The organism is Coprococcus phoceensis (genome assembly GCF_900104635.1).
Classification (GTDB): Bacteria; Bacillota; Clostridia; order Lachnospirales; family Lachnospiraceae; genus Faecalimonas; species Faecalimonas phoceensis.
In genome coordinates, this window is sequence record NZ_FNWC01000007.1 from 805,254 (window position 1) to 823,864 (window position 18,611).

Sequence of the window (18,611 nt, forward strand, 5' to 3'; positions counted from 1 at the left end):
TCCTTTTTTGCTACAAGTTGGGGTTATCCTTTTTCTTGACAAATAAAAAGAAAAAAGGTATAGTGATTCTAATTTGACGTATGAAGGGAGAGCCATTGATGAATAAAGTACCGTTTGTTACAAAAGAAAAATTAGATGAGATTGTAAAAGAATTTCCGACACCGTTTCACTTGTACGATGAAAGGGGAATTCGTGAAAATGTAAAAGCATTGAAAGAGGCTTTTGCATGGAATAAAGGTTATAAAGAATATTTTGCAGTAAAAGCAACTCCGAATCCATTTTTGATTAATATTTTAAGAGAATACGGCTGTGGCTGTGACTGCTCCTCTTATACAGAATTGATGCTGTCTGAGGCGCTTGGAGCAGTAGGGAAAGATATCATGTTCTCTTCCAATGCAACTCCGGCAGAAGAGTTTGTCTATGCAGACAAACTGGGGGCAATTATCAATTTAGATGACTTCACACATATTGAATTTTTGGAGAATGCAATCGGGCATATTCCGGAGACGATCAGCTGCCGTTACAATCCGGGCGGATTGTTCAAAATCAGCAATGACATCATGGATAATCCTGGGGATGCCAAATACGGGATGACAACGGAGCAGTTGTTTGAGGCATTTAAGATTCTGAAAGCAAAAGGGGCAAAAGAATTCGGACTGCATGCGTTTTTGGCAAGTAATACTGTAACAAATGAATATTATCCAATGCTCGCAAAGATTTTGTTCGAAGTTGCAGTGAAATTACAAAAAGAGACAGGAGCGCACATTAAATTTATCAACCTGTCAGGCGGAATCGGAATTCCGTATCGACCGGATCAAGAGCCGAATGATATCAGAGCAATCGGAGAAGGAGTCAGAAAGGTATACGAGGAAGTGCTTGTTCCGGCTGGCATGGGTGATGTGGCAATCTACACAGAGCTTGGGCGTTACATGATGGGACCTTACGGCTGCCTTGTGACAAAAGCAGTTCATGAGAAGCACACGTATAAAGAATATATCGGCTGTGATGCATGTGCGGTAAACTTAATGCGTCCTGCGATGTACGGAGCGTACCATCATATCACAGTTATGGGAAAAGAAGATGCACCTTGTGACCACAAATATGACATCACAGGTTCACTCTGTGAAAATAATGATAAATTTGCAGTAGATCGTATGCTTCCAAAGATTGATATCGGAGATTTGCTAGTCATCCATGACACAGGAGCACATGGATTTGCGATGGGATATAATTATAATGGTAAATTGAAATCGGCAGAGATTTTACTGCAGGAAGACGGTACGCCGAAGCTGATTCGAAGAGCCGAAACACCGGCAGATTACTTTGCAACATTTGATTGCTTTGAGATTGGTCAGAAATTGAAATAAGGGAAATGTCAGCTGCTGTTCACTGCTGTGTGCAGAGATGCTTATTTGGGTGAACAGTAGCAACTGTTAAAAAAATTGAAAAAATTTCAAAAAAAAGCTTGTATTTTATAGTAGCATATGGTAATATATATTTTGTTGAGACAACAACTTAATAAAAAGAAGTGAAAATGCTTCTTGGGTAAGCAGGTGTGGCGGAATGGCAGACGCACAAGACTCAAAATCTTGCGGGGGCAACCTCGTGTGGGTTCAAGTCCCACCACCTGCATTTGATGTAAACTCTTTAGAAAATTCTAAAGAGTTTTTTGGCAAATTTGGGTGTATATACTTGAGGTGGGAAATGTATCAGATTGGAATATGTGATGATGGAAAAAATACATGTGCTTTTATAGAAGATGTTGTTTTGAAGTATGGGAAAAAGAGAAATGTAAAGATGAATATCCAAGTCTGGAATTCCGGGGAAGAACTTTGTGCTTATTTAGAAACGGGAAAACAGTTGGATATTCTGTATTTGGATATCGAATTGTTTGAAGTGAGTGGAATCGATGCGGGGATATTTATCCGAAAGCAGATGGAAAACCATACGATGCAGATTATCTATATATCGGGGAAACAGTCGTATGCACAGCAGTTGTTTAAGGTGCAGCCGATGGATTTCCTTGTAAAGCCGATTGAGGAAGAAAAGATTGAAGAGACGCTTGCATTAGCACTAAAGATTGTCGGGCGAAACACAAAGCGCTTTGAATTCCAATTGGGTAAAGAGTATTATTATGTGTCTTATGGAGATATTCTTTGCTTTGTGAGTGATGGACGAAAAGTTAGATTGCTCACTACAAGCGGCGAAAAGGAATTTTACGGAAAGCTGAAAAATATTATCAAGGAATTGCCGGAAGATTTTCTTGTAATTCATAAATCGTATGTGGTAAATAAGCAGCGTATCGCACGGTATACATATGAAACTGTGGAATTGGACAATGGGAGAGTACTGACGATCAGTCAGGCGCAGCGAAAACAGGTCAGAGAAAAATTGTTAAAGGAATTATAAAAATATGATGGATATCATTGTGTGTGCGGGGTCGAATTTATTTCGAATGTATGTGACGTATCGATTTATCCGCATCTTTTTGGAAGAGACAAAGTTAAGCAGGGTGAAAGAAGTTGCATGCTATTTGCTCTTTTGGATTGTGAATACGGCATTGTATTTATTGTTTCAACGTGTTTGGATAAATATTATGTGCAATCTAGTGGGCATTGCTTTGCTAGTAAGAATGTATACAAAAGTATGGAAAGAGAATATTTTTGTGACAGTTTCAATTTATGTGGTTGGTATGATATGCGACGCTTTTGTTACATTTCTTTTCATACCATATAAAGACGGAAATATGTATAATCAAGTGTATGGGGCAATCGGAATATTATTGATGTTTGTTTGTGAGTTGATTGCAGGAAGAATTGTATCCGGACAAAAAAACAGGACAAGAACTTATCATTTATCTTTGATTTGTATACCATTATGCAGTATTTTATTGGTAACGATATTGATTTATACAAAAAGCAGCACTTATAGAGGGATTACTATTATATGCTTGGGATTGTTCTTGATTAATTTTTTGATGTTTTATTTTTACAGCCTGTTTTTGAAATTGTCAGAAGAAAAGCATGAGGCAGAGCTATTGGAATATCAGATGATGGCATATCGGAATCAGATAAATGTAATGTTGGAGAGTGTAGAAAAAATGAAGATGTTTCGGCATGATATGAAACATCATTTGGCGGAACTGAGATTTATGGCAGAGAGAAAGGATTTTTCGGAATTTCGGAGATATCTGAATGCTATGGAAGAATTTTTTGAGAAGCCGAGTGAGATTGTATCGTCCGGAAATATGGAAGTAGATAGTGTTCTGAACTATATGCTTCAGAAGGCAAAGAAAATGCAGTTGAATACAACTGTAAAAGTTGCAATACCGGAAGATATGAAACATTCCTTTGATTTGAATATCATCATTGGAAATTTGTTGCAAAATGCGATAGATGCAGCAGTGGAGACCGAAGAAAAATTCTTGGGTGTTGAGTTTTCTTTGAAAAATGGAATTCTTGTTTTGAAGATAGAAAATAGTTTTTTGTCAGAGAGAATAAGACAAGATAAATACGGCGATTTTCTTACAACAAAAAAAGATTCGGAGTCCCACGGTATCGGGTTAAAAAGTGTAAAACGAATGGTAGAAAAATATCATGGAGATATGAGTATAAAAGTACAGGATGCACATTTTTGTGTAAAATTGATGTTGTACATATAATAAGATGGATAAGACATGGACTTTTTGAGGTCTGTGTCTTTTGTTTTACGGAAAACTATACTCATCCGAGCATCCCGTAACACATGCCTTCGGCGTGCGGACTTCATCCGACAAAGTATGAGTTATGACAAAAATCTATATGAATTATGACATGTTTCGGCACAGAGAGATTTTATGTGATATGATGCACTTAGAAAAACAGAGAAGGGAGGAGATAGCAATGCAGAAGAAAAAAAGAGCTTCGGAGAAAGTAAAAAAAGCAGTTGTCAAATTATCAAGAAAAGTTGCAGAAATGGAAGCAAATACAACATGTACGTTCACTTTTTATCAACCGAAAGAAGTTGAAAGTGTTAAGAAGTTGCGGAAGTTTTGAGTTTGACAACATATCTGACAGATTATTTAGCAGATGGTAAAAATATACCTGATAGTGAGCGTGAGGTTATAAGATATGGGGTAGAAGGTATTTTAAATAATCTGTTGGGGATTTTCATCACAGTAACTGTTGGTATCTTTTGTGATTGTGTATTTGAAAGTTGCGTGTTTTGGATTTCCTTTTGGACACTGCGAAAGCATGCAGGTGGATTTCATGCGAAGACAAAATTTCGATGTCTGATGATGTCCGTAGTATTGTTGTTTGTTGCTTTCGAATTCCTATTGAAAGCAGGATGGATAATAGGTGTATATACGTGGATTATGGTAATCGGAAGTGGGTGTATCTTTTGCCTTGCACCTGTAGGAACACATAATAAGCAGTTGGATGAAGAGGAGGTTCGTGTATATCGGAAAAGAACCAGAATGATTCTTAGTATACAATTGATATTGTATTTTCTGTCTTTGATTTTGGGTGGAGAGCAATTATGTAGGATATTGGCGGTAAATGTGTTGGTGGTTAGTTTTTCATTGATGTTAGGTGTGATTCTGAAAAGAAGAAATTAGGAGGAATATGTTATGAAGAAAAAAGTATTGGCAGTATTGATGGTTATAGGTATTGGTTGTGCAGGTATCTCGGCTCAAGCGGCTGGGAACGTTTCGGATACAGCATTGCCGACAAAGAAAATAGAATTTGCTTATTCTAAAGCGGCACAGACACCGTTACGGACAAAAGAAGATAAAACTTCTCATTATATTAAAAATAACTCGGGGTTCGATTTATGGGTGCGCTCTCTTAGTTCATCAAATGTGAATTGTACACTTAGAGATCATGCAATTGTAAAAGGTGGTGAATGGTTTATATACAATAAAGTTAAAGAAAATGGTTATTCCAGTTGTAAACTTGATATTACGACCGCAAGAGCGGGTGTGTCAGGGACATTAAGAGGATTATGGAGTCCGGACAGTGTTGGAAACTATCCTGTGGCAAATCCATAGTATGAATGAAAAACAATAAGAAGGGAAGGTCAGAAGAAACACTAACCTTCTTAATAATATAAGAGAGTTGGAGGTTGAGTATAAGGGATGTTCCATAGAAATTATAGTTTTATTTTTTGTATTGCCTTAATTTTAATATCAATTACAGGATGTTCAAAAATATCAAAAGGGAAAGGTAAAACAATTGAACAAAAATATTATGTAAATCAAGAACGGGAATTCCAACTGGGGGACATCGTGGAGAAGAAGGAGCCTCTTCAGGGAAATGAAGAGAATATTTCGATAAGATATACAGTAAATCAGGCGACTTTGTATAATAATCCGACAGAAGCGAGTGTGCGGAAAGAAGAGATTATGCCAATTATTGAATATCCCAAAAGTGGAGTTTTGGTGTCGGTAGATGAGGCGATGAATAGTCCTATGTTGATTTTGGATGTGATGGTGACGAATGTAAATTCTGAAGATTGCAATATATCTATTTTTCAATTAGTTGAAAAAGGAAAAGACAATGAAGTTATATGGATTGGAAGTCCGTGTTATTATTCGGAAGGTAAAGATGTGGAAAGTCCTGAATATTATCATTTTCCGTTGCTTCCGGCACAGAGTGTAAACATGAAAATTGGTTGGTATATTAATCCGGATGATTGTGATCTGGGGAAAATATATTTGACAGATAATTTAAATGGAGGAGAAGAATATACTTCTTATGTGAATTTGAAATTGTAAAGTAGGGAGTGAGAATATGTGTTCAGTATTGAAATTAGAGCTTAAGAAAGCTTTCAAAAATAAATTTTTTTGGATATCTGTTGTTTTAGGGTGTCTTATTACCTTGTTGAGTTTTGAACATATGGTAAATATGTATTATGAGGGAATGTCTGCTATATCTGGTAATTCAACGGATATCATATACGATCCTCATATAGGGATTAATACGGTGTTCAATTGCTGGATAGGAGGCGAACCATTTTCGCTAGGAAGTTCTATTTATTTCTTTGTATTTCCGTTGTTGATAGCATTGCCTTATGGCTGGTCATATAGTGAAGAAAGGAAATGCGGATATCGAAGAATGATGATCACAAAGACAGGAAAGAAAAAATATTATTGTGCAAAATATGTAGCAGTATTTTTATCGGGGGGAGTTGCAATGGTTCTTCCGCTGATTTTTAATTTTTGGATGACTTTACTGGTTGTTCCAGCTATTTTGCCTGATGTGACTATGAATATGTTTTATGGTGTGTTTGGAGGCTCTTTTTTAGCTGAATTATATTATACAGTACCTTTTTTGTATGTGGCAATATATTTGTTTATAGACTTTGTATACTGTGGTTTTTTGGTTTGTATTTGTATGGCAGTATCTGGAATTGTGCGACAAAAGTGGGGAGTCGTACTTATCCCGTTTTTGTTGTTGCTATTTGTACATGTGATTACAGATTATATTTATAGTGATCCATCTGTTGCATATAAGGAGCTTTCGCCATTATATTTTTTGCGAGGTGTAGAAGTTAGGTATTCTTTTTCAGGAAGTATTATTCTTTTGTTTGCGATTGGATTATTGGTGATTTCTCTAATTGGTATTATAAAGGAGTATCGGAATGAAATTTATTAAAGTATTGTGGTTTGACTTGAAAAACGGATATTTTAAAGGAGTATCATGTTATATTTTTCCGTTATTTATTGCAATTATTGGTTTTTTTGAGTTGCATAGAAGAATTGCGATATGGGGAACAGAAGTGGCATTAGGAGACTATTGGATGTATTTGTATGGCGGAATGAAAGAATATATACCGACTACAGGTAATCCGTTTCAATTTCCAACTATGTGGATTGCTGTTTTTTTGTTTAGTTCGTTTGCTGTTCTAAATTATCCGATGAAAGATTTACAAAACATGGGAACACAGATTTTGGTACATGTTCAAGGACGAACAAAATGGTGGATATCAAAATGTTTGTGGAATGTTTTATCTACCGTTTTGTATCATGGAATTATTTTATTGGTATTAGTGATTCTATGTATTTGTTTTCAAGAACCACTCTCGTTTGAAGCACATGCAGACAGTATTGCAACGATGTTTGGCTTGTGGGTATCAGAGTTTCGAGGGGGTGGAGTGATTCCAATCGCTGTGATTCTAACACCAGTGATATTGTCGATTGCAATTAATTTATTGCAGATGGTATTATTGCTTTTTACAAAACCTGTGTTCAGTTTTTTGGTAATATGTATTATGATGCTGTCTTCAGCTTATTTCTTATCCGATATAATGATAGGGAATTTCGCAATGCCAATTCGGTATGAATGGGCAATAGAAAATGGCGTTAGTTATCAAAAAGGATTACTGTTTTCGTTTGGAATTTTATTTATTGCATTCATATGTGGAATTATGAAATTTCGTAGATATGATATTTTGAATAAGGAGGAAGGCTAAAAATGAGAATGGAAGTGATAGAAGTATCAAAGGTAATTCGTAAACATACGGTGTTAGATCGAGTAAGCTGCTCTATGCACTCAGGGAAAATTTATGGAATACAGGGCATTAACGGATCAGGGAAGACAATGTTGATGAGAGTGCTGATTGGATTAATTCATCCATCATCAGGAAAGGTATTGATAGATGGAAAAGAATTGGGAAAAGAGTTGGAATTTCCTAAAAGCATAGGGTTTTTGTTAGAAAATCCGACATTTTTAGATCGATATTCAGGATATCAAAATTTAAAGATGCTAGCATCTGTAAAGAAAATAATATCTGACGAAGAAATAAATAAAGTTCTGTGTTTGGTTGGTTTGGATGAAGAGGCGGCAAAAAAGAAATACCGAAAATATTCATTAGGAATGAAACAACGTTTGGGAATTGCAGCAGCACTTATGGAAAAACCAGATATAGTGATATTGGATGAACCGACGAATGCCCTGGATACTTCTGGTGTGGAATTAGTAAAAGAAATTGTTCGAGGGGAGAAAAAAAGAGGTGCATTAGTTATCATTTCCTGCCATGATCTTGCGGTTTTGGAGGAATTGTCAGATGAGATTATTAAATTGGAAAGCGGAAAAGTAATTGAACACATAGGTAGGGCTTAAATAAGGATGTGAATAATAGATGATAAGTAAGAAAAAAATAGTGATAGGTATAATGATATGTCTTTTGATAGGCTCGGGAATTCGGATTTATGCTTTGAATAAGAAGGCTGAGAGACAGAAAAAAGAATATTTTCAAGTAAATGAGACAGTGGAGTTTGGTCGAGATTTTAACAATAGTTCGGATAGTATTATTGACGGCTATACTGTAAAAGTGTTAGGTGCTGAGCTTTTCTCAATGAAAGAATTTTATAAGAACTATAATCTTGTTTCAGAAGATGAAGAATTGGCGGAAGACACAGCTGTAAAATATTATTATGTAGTGAAAGCGTTATTTTCAAACGAAGATAATGAAGATGTGGAAAAAGTGGGAGTTAACTTGAGTGCCATGACATTGGTAGGGACTGATTATAGTGCTGTGGTTAATCAAATGTCGTATGAATTAATCAATCCGGATATGCCGAAAGGTTTGGGTTTTTCTCTTTTGCAAGGCACTTCTAGGGAAGTTCTTATACCTTATGCAATTATTCCTGATAATATAGCAGCAAATGAAAAGAAGGCATATGAAACATTGAAGGAAAATCCACCAATGTTTCAAATAACTTCTTATCCGGTTAAAAAATTAATTGAGACAAAATGAGGACAAAAGTGCCTTTTCTGATATAATTATAATGTTACTAGAAGCAATTGAGAACTCTCCCATTCATGTGCTATATGAATAGATATGAATGCGGGAGTTTTGTAAATATAAAAATGTTTTATGGTATAGGCGCATCTGTTGAAATCTGTTATAATAAATCCAAAGTGACGACAAGGAGGTTCGTATTATGTCAAGAAGGGTATCGATCGGATATCAGGAATTTGCAGACATTATATCAAACGACCTATTCTATGTAGATAAGACATTATTTATAAAGGAATGGTGGGAGAGAAGAGATTATGTCACATTGATTACTCGGCCAAGGCGTTTTGGGAAGACGTTGACAATGAGTATGATAGAGAATTTTTTTTCTATAACACATAAGAAGAACGCGGGTTTATTTCACCATTTGAATATATGGAAAGAGGAGTCCTATCAAAAACTGCAGGGGACATATCCGGTGATCAGCATTACTTTTGCAAATGTGAAAGAACGCACTTTTCAAATGGCAAAGCAAAGGATTAATCAGATTTTGACGGATTTATATAATAAACACATTTTTTTGCTGGGTGGAGATTTATTAACGGAAGAAGAAAAGATATTTTTCAAAAGTGTTACCATGAATATGGATGAAACAATTGCCACATTGGCTATTCATAAGATGTCGGATTTCCTTAGCAGATATTATGAAAAGAAAGTGATTATCTTGTTGGATGAATATGATACTCCTATGCAGGAAGCTTATGTAAATGGATATTGGGATGAGTTATCATCATTTTTGCGAAGTTTATTGAATGCAGCATTTAAAACAAATCCATATTTGGAGCGTGCAATTATGACTGGGATAACACGTGTCAGTAAAGAACCTATTTTTTCAGACTTGAATAATTTAGAGGTTGTCACTACTATCTCAGAAAAATATGCAGACGCGTTTGGGTTTACGGAAGAAGAGGTTTTTGCTGCATTGGAAGAGTACAATTTATCTGATAAGAGCAGTGAGGTAAAACGCTGGTATGATGGATTTACATTTGGACATAAGAAAGATATTTATAATCCGTGGTCTATTCTTCATTATCTTGACAAACAAAAAGTAGGGACATACTGGGCGAATACAAGCAGCAACAGTTTAATCGGAAAAATAATTCGTGAGGGTTCCTGCCAAGTGAAAGAGTCTTTTGAAGAATTACTTGCCGGGAGAAATATTATCACGCAGATTGATGAACAAATTGTGTATAATCGACTGGATTTAGATGAAAATGCAATTTGGAGTCTTTTTTTGGCAAGTGGGTATCTTAAGATTGTAAACGAAGTGAAGTGCGATGCATCGAGCAATGAGTGGAAGGAATTGTATGAGTTATCAATAACAAACTTTGAGGTTATGGTTATGTTCCGAAATATCGTGCGTGATTGGTTTGCTTTGACGGCATCTAACTATAATGCATTTATCAGAGCGTTTTTGCAGGATGACTTGAAAGCGATGAACGCATATATGAATAAAACAGCGCTGGCAACGTTTAGCTTTTTTGACAGTGGGAGCAGACCATCCGGGGAAGAACCGGAACGATTTTATCATGGGTTCGTCTTGGGACTGATGGTGGAACTTGAAAATCGATATATGATCACTTCAAACCGAGAAAGCGGTTTTGGACGCTACGATGTAATGTTGGAGCCGAGAAATAAGATAGATGATGCGATGATATTGGAATTTAAAGTGCAGGACAGTGACGAAAAATCTTTAGAAGATACAGTCAAAGCAGCGTTGAAACAAATTGATGAGAAGCAATATGCGGTATCATTAATTGAAAAAGGAGTGCCGGAAAGCCATATTAGAAAGTATGGATTTGCTTTTTGCGGCAAACGGGTTCTGATAGGAAAATAGAATTCTGTCACCGAAAAGCTCTTATGTTCATATACTATATTGATAGATATGAGCATAAGAGTTTTTTGTGTCGTAAAACAGCAGGAGGATATAGGATGAGTGGGATTTCTGGGTGGTATGATTCATATGAAAAAAGATTTGTCGGAGAGCAGTCTGTGACAAGAACCTTTGGTGAAAAAAGATATACAGTTGTATACAGCGGAGAACTTTATAATTGTGGAGAACTAAGGCGAGAGTTGGAAAAGAGGGGGCAGCGTTTTGAGACGACAAGTGAGATGGAAGTTGTTCTGAATGGATTGTTTACATACGGAACGGATTTCGTAAAACAAATGAATGGGGTATTTGCGTTTGCCTTTTATGATGAAAAACTGGGAGTGTTGCATCTGTTTCGGGATCGCATTGGAGTGAAACCTTTATTTTATACAAGGCAGGGAGATACGATTTTTTTTGCATCAGAGATAGAGACGCTATTAGCCAATTCGGGCGTGAAACCGGTACTGGATCGGAAGGGATTAAATGAAGTATTCAGTATCGGACCGGCAAAGACATATGGCTGCGGTGTATTTAAAGGGATTGATGAGGTACTTCCGGGACACCTGTTAAGCTATACGGGGGCAGAAATGAAAAATTCCTGCTATTGGAGGTTGGAAAGCAAGGTACACGAGGACAACTATGAGCAGACTGTTGAGAAAACAGCGTTTCTGTTGGAGGATGCAGTGAAGAATCAGATGATTTCAGGTGTGCCCGTTTGCACCTTTCTGTCGGGAGGGTTGGATAGCAGCCTTGTATCCGCAATCTGTGCGAGGGAGTTGAGAAAAGAGGGAAAGAGACTGCACACGTTTTCGTTTGACTTTATGGGGAATGACAAGAATTTTCAAGCGAATATGTTTCAACCATCACAGGACAGACCATATGTGGAAAAAATGGTAACTTTTCTGGATTCAGAACATCACTACTTAGAATGTGACTCTCGCACACAGGCGGACTATCTTTATGCATCAATTGATGCGAAAGGATTGCCGGCAATGGCAGATGTAGATTCTTCGCTTCTTTATTTTTGCTCGGAGGTGTCAAAGGAATATAAAGTGGCGCTGACCGGTGAATGCGCGGACGAGATTTTTGGCGGATATCCGTGGTTTCATAAAAAAGAATGTCTGGAAGCGCATACGTTTCCGTGGACGATGGATTTAGCGCCGAGAAAAGCAATGCTTTCCGATGAATTTTTGGAAGCGCTAAAAATGGATGCGTATGTGCAGGAGACTTATGCAAAATCAGTGGCTGAAACACCAAGGCTTGCAGGAGAGTCAGCTTTGGAAACGCGAAGAAGAGAGATTTCCTATCTGAATCAGAAATGGTTTATGCAGACACTCTTAGACAGAATGGGCGGAACGAGTACGCGTTATGGTTTGTCAGCGAGAGTGCCGTTTGCGGATTATCGGATTGTGGAGTACTTGTGGAATGTACCATGGGAGATGAAGGCAAAGGGAGGCGTTGTAAAGGGATTGCTTCGGGAGGCAGGAAGAGGATTGCTTCCGGATGACATTTTATTCCGAAAGAAATCTCCTTATCCAAAGACGTACGATAAAGCATATGAAGCAATCCTGGTGCAGAAAATGCGTGCAATTATGGCAGAGACCGACTCGCCAATCCGTCAATTTTTGGATACAAAAAAGGTAGAAAGATTTCTTTCCAGTCCATCTGATTATGGAAAACCGTGGTATGGTCAGTTGATGGCGGCGCCACAGATGATTGCCTACCTCATTCAGGTAAATTACTGGCTTGAAAAATATCATATAAAAATAGAACTTTAACCTAAGCAGAAAATCGTTTATAATAAAAAAGATAAGAGAGTTTGGAAGAACGGAGGAGAAAGCATGTATTATAAACAATATGGAAATACTGATATGAAAGTGTCCGCAATCGGACTTGGAACGATGCGCTATGATGAGGAAGATATTGCTGCGGGAAGACTGGAAAAATGTGCGGAGATTCCGTTGTATGCATTTGAGAAGGGCATTAACTACTGGGATACCGCACCATTTTATTGTGATGATAAAAGTGAGATTGTGACGGGAATCGCACTCTCTCAGGTGAAAAGAAGTGATGTTTATGTGACATCTAAGACGAATTTTAATACGATTGGTCAGAACCCTACGAGAGATGATTTCCGCAGAAGACTGGAGATGTCGTTGCAACGCCTTCAGACAGACTACATTGATTTTTATCATATGTGGTGTATGTTGAATCTGGAATCCTGGGAGAGACATATGGAAGTGATCTACCGATTTTTTGAGGAGGCAAAGGCGGAAGGACTGATTCGAAATATTGTTTTTTCTTCTCATATGGAGGGAAATGATATTGAGAAAGTGGTAGAGACCGGAAAATTCAAAGGGATGCTGATAGGATATAGTGCATTGAATTATCGATTCCGCCTCCGCTTGGCGGTGGAATGATTCCACAGAATCCGGAAGCATTTTCGTATCTGGCAGAAGGAACTGATCTGACTGTACCGCAGGCAGCGCTTCGGTTTGTGGCATCCCATAAGGAAATTACGATTACACTTGCCGGATGTACGACAAAAGCACATGTGGATGATGCAGTAAAAGCGGTAGAAAACTTAGAGGAACGTCCGGCAAAAGAGATCGTAAAATTGTATGAGGACAAGGGAGTTGCACTGAACAATCTCTGCACAGGATGCGCTTACTGCAAAGGCTGTCCGAAGGAAATCGAGATTCCAAAATTCATGGACGCCTATAATCAGCAGATTTTGACGGGAAAGGAGACAGCGGCAAAAGAGCGTCTGAACAATCACTGGGGACTGGATGCAAAGAACGCAGCCGAATGTATCGCATGTGGGAAATGTGAGCGCGCATGCACACAGCATCTGCCAATCATTGAACGATTGAAAGAGATTGCATCAAAATAAAGACAAAAGGAAGAAGAATGATGACAGAAGAGAGAACAAAAGCGAATGTCAGAGTGTTGAAACTGGCGTATGGCGGGCTGCTTGTGGCACTTGGAATTTTGCTGCCGCAGGCGTTCCATATTTTCGGACAGAATGCAGGAATGATTTTTTTACCGATACAGATTCCGGTACTGTTTGCAGGGATGTTGCTTGGACCGTATTATGGAGGACTGATCGGAATTCTGGTACCTCTTTTCAGTTCTGTACTGACAGGGATGCCACCGGTGCCGAAGGTTTATTTTATGTTTGCGGAGTTGATGGCATACGGGATTGTGACCGGATGGATGATTAAGAAAACAAATGTATATGCAAGTCTCCTTACGGCAATGATTTTAGGGAGAGCGGCGTATGGTATTTCTTTAATCGTGGGAGCGCAGTTTTTGCATATACAGGCGCCCTTCCTAAATCGGGCGGCATTTTTATCGGGGATTGTCTCCGGAGTACCGGGAATGCTGATTCAGATTGTGATTCTTCCGGTATTGTACCTGACGTTAAAGCGAGGAGGTCTGACATTTGAACGATAGATTAGAACAGGCGGTAGCACTTTTAAAAGAAAAGCAAGTGAGCTGTGTCATATGGATAGATGGAAAGGAACCGATTCTTTCGGATGAAATCGGGATTAAACCGCTGATGAAAGAACTTCGAAAAGAAAGACATGCCTTTGAGCACGGCGTGATCGCGGATAAGGTTGTAGGAAAAGCGGCGGCGCTTATGGCTATTTTAGGTGGTGCAAAGGCAGTTTACGGGCAGGTTTTAAGTGAAAGTGCAGAAAAAATCCTACAGATATATGGGATTGAATACGCTTATGAAGAAAAGGTTCCCTACATTGAAAACCGCACAAAAACGGGACAATGTCCATTGGAAGAGTCGGTGATTTCTGTGGATGATCCAGAAAAAGCATTTGAAGTGTTGGAGGAAACGATTGCAGGACTGATGAGAAAGAACTTCCAAAGACCGGCGAAATAGTGTATAGTATTGCTTAGTATGTAACAGACAGGAGAGACGAAATGAGTGAAAAAATCGTTTTAATCGATGGACATAGTATTTTAAATCGGGCATTTTACGGGGTTCCGGATCTGACGAATTCCGAGGGGCTTCACACGAATGCAGTGTATGGTTTTTTGAATATTATGTTCAAGGTTTTAGAGGAAGAAAAACCAGAGTATCTGACAGTGGCGTTTGACGTGCATGCGCCGACATTCCGGCATGAGATGTTCGCGGAGTATAAAGGAACCAGAAAACCAATGGCGGATGAGCTGCGTCAGCAGGTTCCGGTTATCAAAGAAGTGCTGCAGGCAATGGGAGTCAAGACGATTGAAAAAGCGGGTTTGGAAGCCGATGATTTACTTGGAACGCTTGCAAAAAGATGTGAGGAGATGGGCATGGAAGTGTCTGTGATCTCAGGAGACCGCGACCTTTTGCAGCTTGCGACAGAGCATGTAAAGATTCGAATTCCAAAGACGAAGCAGGGGAAGACAGAGATTGAAGATTATTATGCGGCAGATGTCAAAGCACGTTACCAGGTCACTCCGGAAGAGTTTATTGATTTAAAGGCGCTGATGGGAGATACGTCGGATAATATTCCGGGTGTCCCAAGTATCGGAGAAAAAACTGCGACAAAGATTATTACAGAATATGGTTCAATTGAGAATGCATACGCACATGTGACAGAGCTAAAACCACCTCGTGCAAGCAAAGCACTTTCCGAGCATTACGATCTTGCACAGATGAGTAAGGTGCTGGCAACGATTCATGTGAATGCAGATTTCGAGTATGAGATTGCGGATGCAAAGCTTGGAGATCTTTACACGGAGGAAGCATATGTGTATTTTCAGCGTTTGCAGTTTAAAAACCTGTTGTCTCGTTTTGAGGTGACAGCGCCGGCAAATCGTATCGAAGATGCCTTTCGGGTTGTTACAGATCAAAATGAGGCGAAGAAGATATTTGAAACGGCAAAGAAACAAACGTGTGTCGGTGTTTCTTTTTATAAGGATACGAAGAATGTGCTGCCGTTGTTTGTGAATGAGGCAGGGCTTACCGGAGTCGGGATTGCCTTTGGGAAAGAAGATATCTATGTGTTTACAACAGAACAGGGAATGGAGATTTCCGAGCTGCTAGAACAGGTGGAAACGCTTTCAAAAGAGGTAGATGTGCTTGCAATCGCCGATGTAAAGAATGCGATGCAGTATATTCCGAATGTGAATCAATCTGTTTGTTTTGATACGATTGTTGCGGCATATCTGTTGAATCCATTGAAGAACGACTATGAGTCTGCAGACATTGCAAGAGAATATCTGGATATATTAATTGATGACAACCAGATTGATGAGGCGCAGAAAAGCTGTTATGAGGCGTATACGGCATATGAATCCAGCAAGATTTTACGTGATAGACTCAAAGAGACAGAAATGGAGCAGCTTTTTGATGAGATTGAGATGCCACTTGTATTTACACTCTATGACATGGAACAAAATGGTGTAAAAGTGGCTGCAGAGGCACTTCATATCTACGGAGAGCAATTAGGCCAAAAGATTGTAGATTTGGAAAAAGACATTTACGAACTGACCGGAGAGACATTTAATATCAATTCGCCAAAGCAGCTCGGCGTGATTCTGTTTGAAAAGCTTGGACTGCCACATGGTAAAAAGACAAAGACAGGATATTCGACTTCTGCGGATATTTTGGACAAACTGGCGCCGGAGTATCCGGTCGTATCCAAGATTTTGGAATATCGCCAGCTTACAAAGTTGAAATCCACCTATGCAGATGGACTTGCGGGATATATTAAAGATGACGGACGAATTCATGGAAAATTCAATCAGACGATCACGGCGACAGGACGAATCAGCAGTACAGAGCCGAATTTACAGAATATACCGGTTCGCATGGAATTGGGACGTCTGATCCGAAAAGTATTTATTCCGGAAGACGGTTATGTGTTTGTGGATGCGGACTACTCGCAGATTGAACTTCGCATATTGGCACATTGTTCCGGCGATGAGCAGCTGATCAACGCCTACAAAGAGGCGAGAGATATTCACAGAATTACCGCCTCTCAGGTGTTCCATACGCCGTTTGAGGAAGTAACTGATCTTCAGAGAAGAAATGCCAAGGCGGTCAATTTTGGAATTGTATATGGAATCAGTTCGTTTGGATTGAGTCAGGATTTGAGCATCACAAAAAAAGAGGCAGCTCAGTATATCGAAAGTTATTTTGAGACATATCCGAGCATCAAGGGATTTTTGGACGATGCGGTAGAACATGCAAAAGAAAACGGATATGTGACAACGGTGTTTGGCAGACGAAGACCGGTACCGGAGTTATCTTCCAGCAATTTTATGCAGCGCTCGTTCGGGGAACGTGTCGCTATGAATGCTCCGATTCAGGGGACAGCAGCGGATATTATGAAGATTGCCATGAATGGTGTAAACAGAAGACTGAAAGAAAACAATATGAGATCAAAACTGGTATTGCAGGTGCATGATGAACTTCTGATCGAGGCATATGAGGAAGAGTTGGAAGATGTAAAGGAGATTCTTTCCCATGAGATGGTGAATGCGGCAAAACTTCATGTGCCATTGGAAGTGGATATGCATACCGGAAAGAACTGGTACGAGGCAAAATAATGAGAATTATTGGAATTACAGGAGGAGTGGGATCTGGAAAAAGTCAGGTCCTCTCCTTTATGAAAGAACGATATGGCGCTGTTATCTGTCAGGCAGATCAAGTGGCATGGAAATTGCAGGAGCCGGGAAGTGTGTGCTATGAAAAAATCGTCGCACATTTTGGAACAGATATTTTGCGGACAGATAGGACGATTAACCGAGAAATTCTAGGCGGAATCGTCTTTGGAAATGCTGAAGAAATGGCAGTGCTAAATGGCATTGTGCATCCAGAAGTGAAAGCACATATCAAAGAAAAGATAGCGACAGAAAAAAACATGGGCACGTCATGTTTTGTGTTGGAAGCGGCGCTTTTATTGGAAGATCACTATGATGAAATCTGTCATGAACTCTGGTATATTTATACGGAAGAGTCCGTTCGGCGAATTCGCCTGAAAGAATCCAGAGGATACAGTGACGAAAAAATATCAGCGATGATAGCCTCGCAGATGCCGGAAAATGTGTTCCGACAGAAGTGTCAGGTTGTGATCAACAACAGTAACTCGTTTGAGATGACACAAAGAGAGATTGAAAAAGCAATGAACAGGCAGGAGAAGAGAAAATGAGATTATGCAGCATAGCCAGCGGCAGCAGTGGAAACTGTATTTACGCAGGAAGTGATAAGACACATTTGCTGATCGATACAGGAATCAGCAAAAAGAGGATTGAGGAAGGGCTACATGAGATTGGAATCAAAGGGGAAGAACTTGGAGGTATTTTGATTACCCATGAACATTCAGACCATATTCAGGGGCTCGGAGTGTTCAGCCGGAAATACGAAATTCCGATTTATGCGACGAGAGGAACTATAGAGGGAATCAAGGCATATAAAGGAATCGGGAAAATGCCGGAAGGTCTCCTGAAAGAAGTCACAGTGGATCAGATGTTTTCCATTGGAAATCTTGATATCAGACCGTTTGCAATCTCGCATGATGCGAATGAACCATCCGGATTTCGAATTGAACATGACGGAAAATCATTGGCCGTTGCGACAGATCTTGGCATTTATGATGCGTATACAGTCGAGAATTTAAAAGGGCTGGATGCGATATTGCTTGAGGCAAACCATGATGTACATATGCTGGAAGTGGGAGCATACCCGTATTATTTAAAACAACGTGTGCTTGGAAATCGTGGACATTTATCGAATGAATTGTCAGGACGCCTGCTTTGTGATATACTACATGACAATATGAAATATATCATGCTCGGGCACTTAAGTAAGGAAAATAATTATGAAGAGCTTGCCTATGAGACCGTGAAGCTGGAAGTGACAATGGGTGACAATCCATACAGAGGAGAAGATATTCCTCTTATGGTTGCAAATAGAGATACTATTTCAAATATATTACAGATTTAATCACAG

At 39.0% G+C, this 18,611-nt stretch carries 20 protein-coding genes and 1 tRNA gene; all 21 read left to right on the forward strand.

What is annotated here, in order from left to right; all coding sequences use genetic code 11:
• Positions 1-98: 98 nt before the first annotated feature.
• The 21 genes from BQ5364_RS07565 to BQ5364_RS07660 all read left to right on the forward strand — a co-directional run bounded on the left by BQ5364_RS07565 (position 99) and on the right by BQ5364_RS07660 (position 18,605).
• A complete protein-coding gene (locus tag BQ5364_RS07565; RefSeq protein ID WP_044987112.1) occupies positions 99-1,367 on the forward strand; it encodes a diaminopimelate decarboxylase in 1,269 nt (422 codons plus the stop codon).
• Positions 1,368-1,549: 182 nt separating this feature from the next.
• Positions 1,550-1,632 (forward strand) — tRNA-Leu (locus BQ5364_RS07570).
• Positions 1,633-1,704: 72 nt separating this feature from the next.
• The gene (locus tag BQ5364_RS07575; protein WP_071143956.1) at positions 1,705-2,409 is read left to right on the forward strand and encodes a LytR/AlgR family response regulator transcription factor; all 705 of its coding nucleotides are present in this window, start codon (positions 1,705-1,707) and stop codon (positions 2,407-2,409) included.
• 4 nt (positions 2,410-2,413) lie between these two features.
• A complete protein-coding gene (locus tag BQ5364_RS07580) occupies positions 2,414-3,661 on the forward strand; it encodes a sensor histidine kinase (RefSeq protein ID WP_071143957.1) in 1,248 nt (415 codons plus the stop codon).
• A gap of 220 nt (positions 3,662-3,881) precedes the next feature.
• Complete coding sequence (locus BQ5364_RS17760; RefSeq protein WP_117787599.1) at positions 3,882-4,034, forward strand: cyclic lactone autoinducer peptide; 153 nt, start codon at positions 3,882-3,884, stop codon at positions 4,032-4,034.
• Positions 4,031-4,597, forward strand: a complete 567-nt coding sequence (locus BQ5364_RS07590; RefSeq protein WP_004612472.1) for an accessory gene regulator B family protein — start codon at positions 4,031-4,033, stop codon at positions 4,595-4,597. The genes BQ5364_RS17760 and BQ5364_RS07590 overlap by 4 nt, the downstream gene beginning before the upstream one ends.
• Before the next feature lie 12 nt (positions 4,598-4,609).
• Positions 4,610-5,029, forward strand: a complete 420-nt coding sequence (locus BQ5364_RS07595) for a DUF2712 domain-containing protein (RefSeq protein ID WP_004612473.1) — start codon at positions 4,610-4,612, stop codon at positions 5,027-5,029.
• Positions 5,030-5,266: 237 nt separating this feature from the next.
• Positions 5,267-5,755 carry a DUF5027 family lipoprotein gene (locus BQ5364_RS07600; protein ID WP_159431675.1) on the forward strand — a complete coding sequence of 163 codons (489 nt, stop codon included), beginning with the start codon at positions 5,267-5,269 and terminating at the stop codon, positions 5,753-5,755.
• Positions 5,756-5,771: 16 nt separating this feature from the next.
• Positions 5,772-6,635 (forward strand): ABC transporter permease, encoded by an 864-nt coding sequence (locus BQ5364_RS07605; RefSeq protein WP_004612475.1) that lies wholly within the window; start codon positions 5,772-5,774, stop codon positions 6,633-6,635.
• Positions 6,622-7,452 (forward strand): hypothetical protein, encoded by an 831-nt coding sequence (locus BQ5364_RS07610; protein WP_004612476.1) that lies wholly within the window; start codon positions 6,622-6,624, stop codon positions 7,450-7,452. Before BQ5364_RS07605 ends, BQ5364_RS07610 begins: the two co-directional genes overlap by 14 nt.
• A 2-nt stretch (positions 7,453-7,454) precedes the next feature.
• A complete protein-coding gene (locus tag BQ5364_RS07615; RefSeq protein WP_004612477.1) occupies positions 7,455-8,102 on the forward strand; it encodes an ABC transporter ATP-binding protein in 648 nt (215 codons plus the stop codon).
• A 19-nt stretch (positions 8,103-8,121) separates the two neighbouring features.
• Positions 8,122-8,739, forward strand: coding sequence for a DUF5028 domain-containing protein (locus BQ5364_RS07620; RefSeq protein ID WP_004612478.1), 618 nt, complete (start codon positions 8,122-8,124; stop codon positions 8,737-8,739).
• Between the two features lie 187 nt (positions 8,740-8,926).
• Positions 8,927-10,618, forward strand: a complete 1,692-nt coding sequence (locus BQ5364_RS07625; protein WP_004612479.1) for an AAA family ATPase — start codon at positions 8,927-8,929, stop codon at positions 10,616-10,618.
• Between the two features lie 95 nt (positions 10,619-10,713).
• Positions 10,714-12,429, forward strand: a complete 1,716-nt coding sequence (gene asnB, locus BQ5364_RS07630; RefSeq protein ID WP_235837136.1) for an asparagine synthase (glutamine-hydrolyzing) — start codon at positions 10,714-10,716, stop codon at positions 12,427-12,429.
• Positions 12,430-12,492: 63 nt separating this feature from the next.
• Positions 12,493-13,071 (forward strand): aldo/keto reductase, encoded by a 579-nt coding sequence (locus tag BQ5364_RS18295; protein ID WP_235837137.1) that lies wholly within the window; start codon positions 12,493-12,495, stop codon positions 13,069-13,071.
• Positions 13,068-13,544, forward strand: coding sequence for a 4Fe-4S dicluster domain-containing protein (locus BQ5364_RS18300; protein WP_235837139.1), 477 nt, complete (start codon positions 13,068-13,070; stop codon positions 13,542-13,544). Before BQ5364_RS18295 ends, BQ5364_RS18300 begins: the two co-directional genes overlap by 4 nt.
• 17 nt (positions 13,545-13,561) lie before the next feature.
• The gene (locus tag BQ5364_RS07640) at positions 13,562-14,107 is read left to right on the forward strand and encodes an ECF transporter S component (protein ID WP_071143958.1); all 546 of its coding nucleotides are present in this window, start codon (positions 13,562-13,564) and stop codon (positions 14,105-14,107) included.
• Entirely contained in the window at positions 14,097-14,549 is a 453-nt protein-coding gene (locus BQ5364_RS07645) for a DUF1893 domain-containing protein (RefSeq protein ID WP_071143959.1), read from the forward strand. Before BQ5364_RS07640 ends, BQ5364_RS07645 begins: the two co-directional genes overlap by 11 nt.
• A gap of 41 nt (positions 14,550-14,590) precedes the next feature.
• The gene (gene polA / locus BQ5364_RS07650; protein ID WP_071143960.1) at positions 14,591-17,209 is read left to right on the forward strand and encodes a DNA polymerase I; all 2,619 of its coding nucleotides are present in this window, start codon (positions 14,591-14,593) and stop codon (positions 17,207-17,209) included.
• Positions 17,209-17,811 (forward strand): dephospho-CoA kinase, encoded by a 603-nt coding sequence (coaE, locus tag BQ5364_RS07655; protein WP_004612486.1) that lies wholly within the window; start codon positions 17,209-17,211, stop codon positions 17,809-17,811. Before polA ends, coaE begins: the two co-directional genes overlap by 1 nt.
• Positions 17,808-18,605 carry an MBL fold metallo-hydrolase gene (locus BQ5364_RS07660; protein ID WP_004612487.1) on the forward strand — a complete coding sequence of 266 codons (798 nt, stop codon included), beginning with the start codon at positions 17,808-17,810 and terminating at the stop codon, positions 18,603-18,605. The genes coaE and BQ5364_RS07660 overlap by 4 nt, the downstream gene beginning before the upstream one ends.
• Positions 18,606-18,611: the final 6 nt, after the last annotated feature.

Excerpts from the sequence above, each read along its gene's own strand:
- BQ5364_RS07660 (WP_004612487.1), top strand. The coding sequence starts at position 17,808 with ATGAGATTATGCAGCATAGCCAGCGGCAGCAGTGGAAACTGTATTTAC.
- BQ5364_RS07610 (WP_004612476.1), top strand. The coding sequence starts at position 6,622 with ATGAAATTTATTAAAGTATTGTGGTTTGACTTGAAAAACGGATATTTT.
- polA (WP_071143960.1), top strand. The coding sequence starts at position 14,591 with ATGAGTGAAAAAATCGTTTTAATCGATGGACATAGTATTTTAAATCGG.
- BQ5364_RS18300 (WP_235837139.1), top strand. The coding sequence starts at position 13,068 with ATGATTCCACAGAATCCGGAAGCATTTTCGTATCTGGCAGAAGGAACT.
- BQ5364_RS17760 (WP_117787599.1), top strand. The coding sequence starts at position 3,882 with ATGCAGAAGAAAAAAAGAGCTTCGGAGAAAGTAAAAAAAGCAGTTGTC.
- BQ5364_RS07615 (WP_004612477.1), top strand. The coding sequence starts at position 7,455 with ATGAGAATGGAAGTGATAGAAGTATCAAAGGTAATTCGTAAACATACG.
- coaE (WP_004612486.1), top strand. The coding sequence starts at position 17,209 with ATGAGAATTATTGGAATTACAGGAGGAGTGGGATCTGGAAAAAGTCAG.
- BQ5364_RS07640 (WP_071143958.1), top strand. The coding sequence starts at position 13,562 with ATGATGACAGAAGAGAGAACAAAAGCGAATGTCAGAGTGTTGAAACTG.
- BQ5364_RS07605 (WP_004612475.1), top strand. The coding sequence starts at position 5,772 with ATGTGTTCAGTATTGAAATTAGAGCTTAAGAAAGCTTTCAAAAATAAA.
- BQ5364_RS07575 (WP_071143956.1), top strand. The coding sequence starts at position 1,705 with ATGTATCAGATTGGAATATGTGATGATGGAAAAAATACATGTGCTTTT.
- BQ5364_RS07625 (WP_004612479.1), top strand. The coding sequence starts at position 8,927 with ATGTCAAGAAGGGTATCGATCGGATATCAGGAATTTGCAGACATTATA.
- BQ5364_RS07580 (WP_071143957.1), top strand. The coding sequence starts at position 2,414 with ATGATGGATATCATTGTGTGTGCGGGGTCGAATTTATTTCGAATGTAT.
- BQ5364_RS07620 (WP_004612478.1), top strand. The coding sequence starts at position 8,122 with ATGATAAGTAAGAAAAAAATAGTGATAGGTATAATGATATGTCTTTTG.
- BQ5364_RS07565 (WP_044987112.1), top strand. The coding sequence starts at position 99 with ATGAATAAAGTACCGTTTGTTACAAAAGAAAAATTAGATGAGATTGTA.
- BQ5364_RS18295 (WP_235837137.1), top strand. The coding sequence starts at position 12,493 with ATGTATTATAAACAATATGGAAATACTGATATGAAAGTGTCCGCAATC.
- asnB (WP_235837136.1), top strand. The coding sequence starts at position 10,714 with ATGAGTGGGATTTCTGGGTGGTATGATTCATATGAAAAAAGATTTGTC.
- BQ5364_RS07595 (WP_004612473.1), top strand. The coding sequence starts at position 4,610 with ATGAAGAAAAAAGTATTGGCAGTATTGATGGTTATAGGTATTGGTTGT.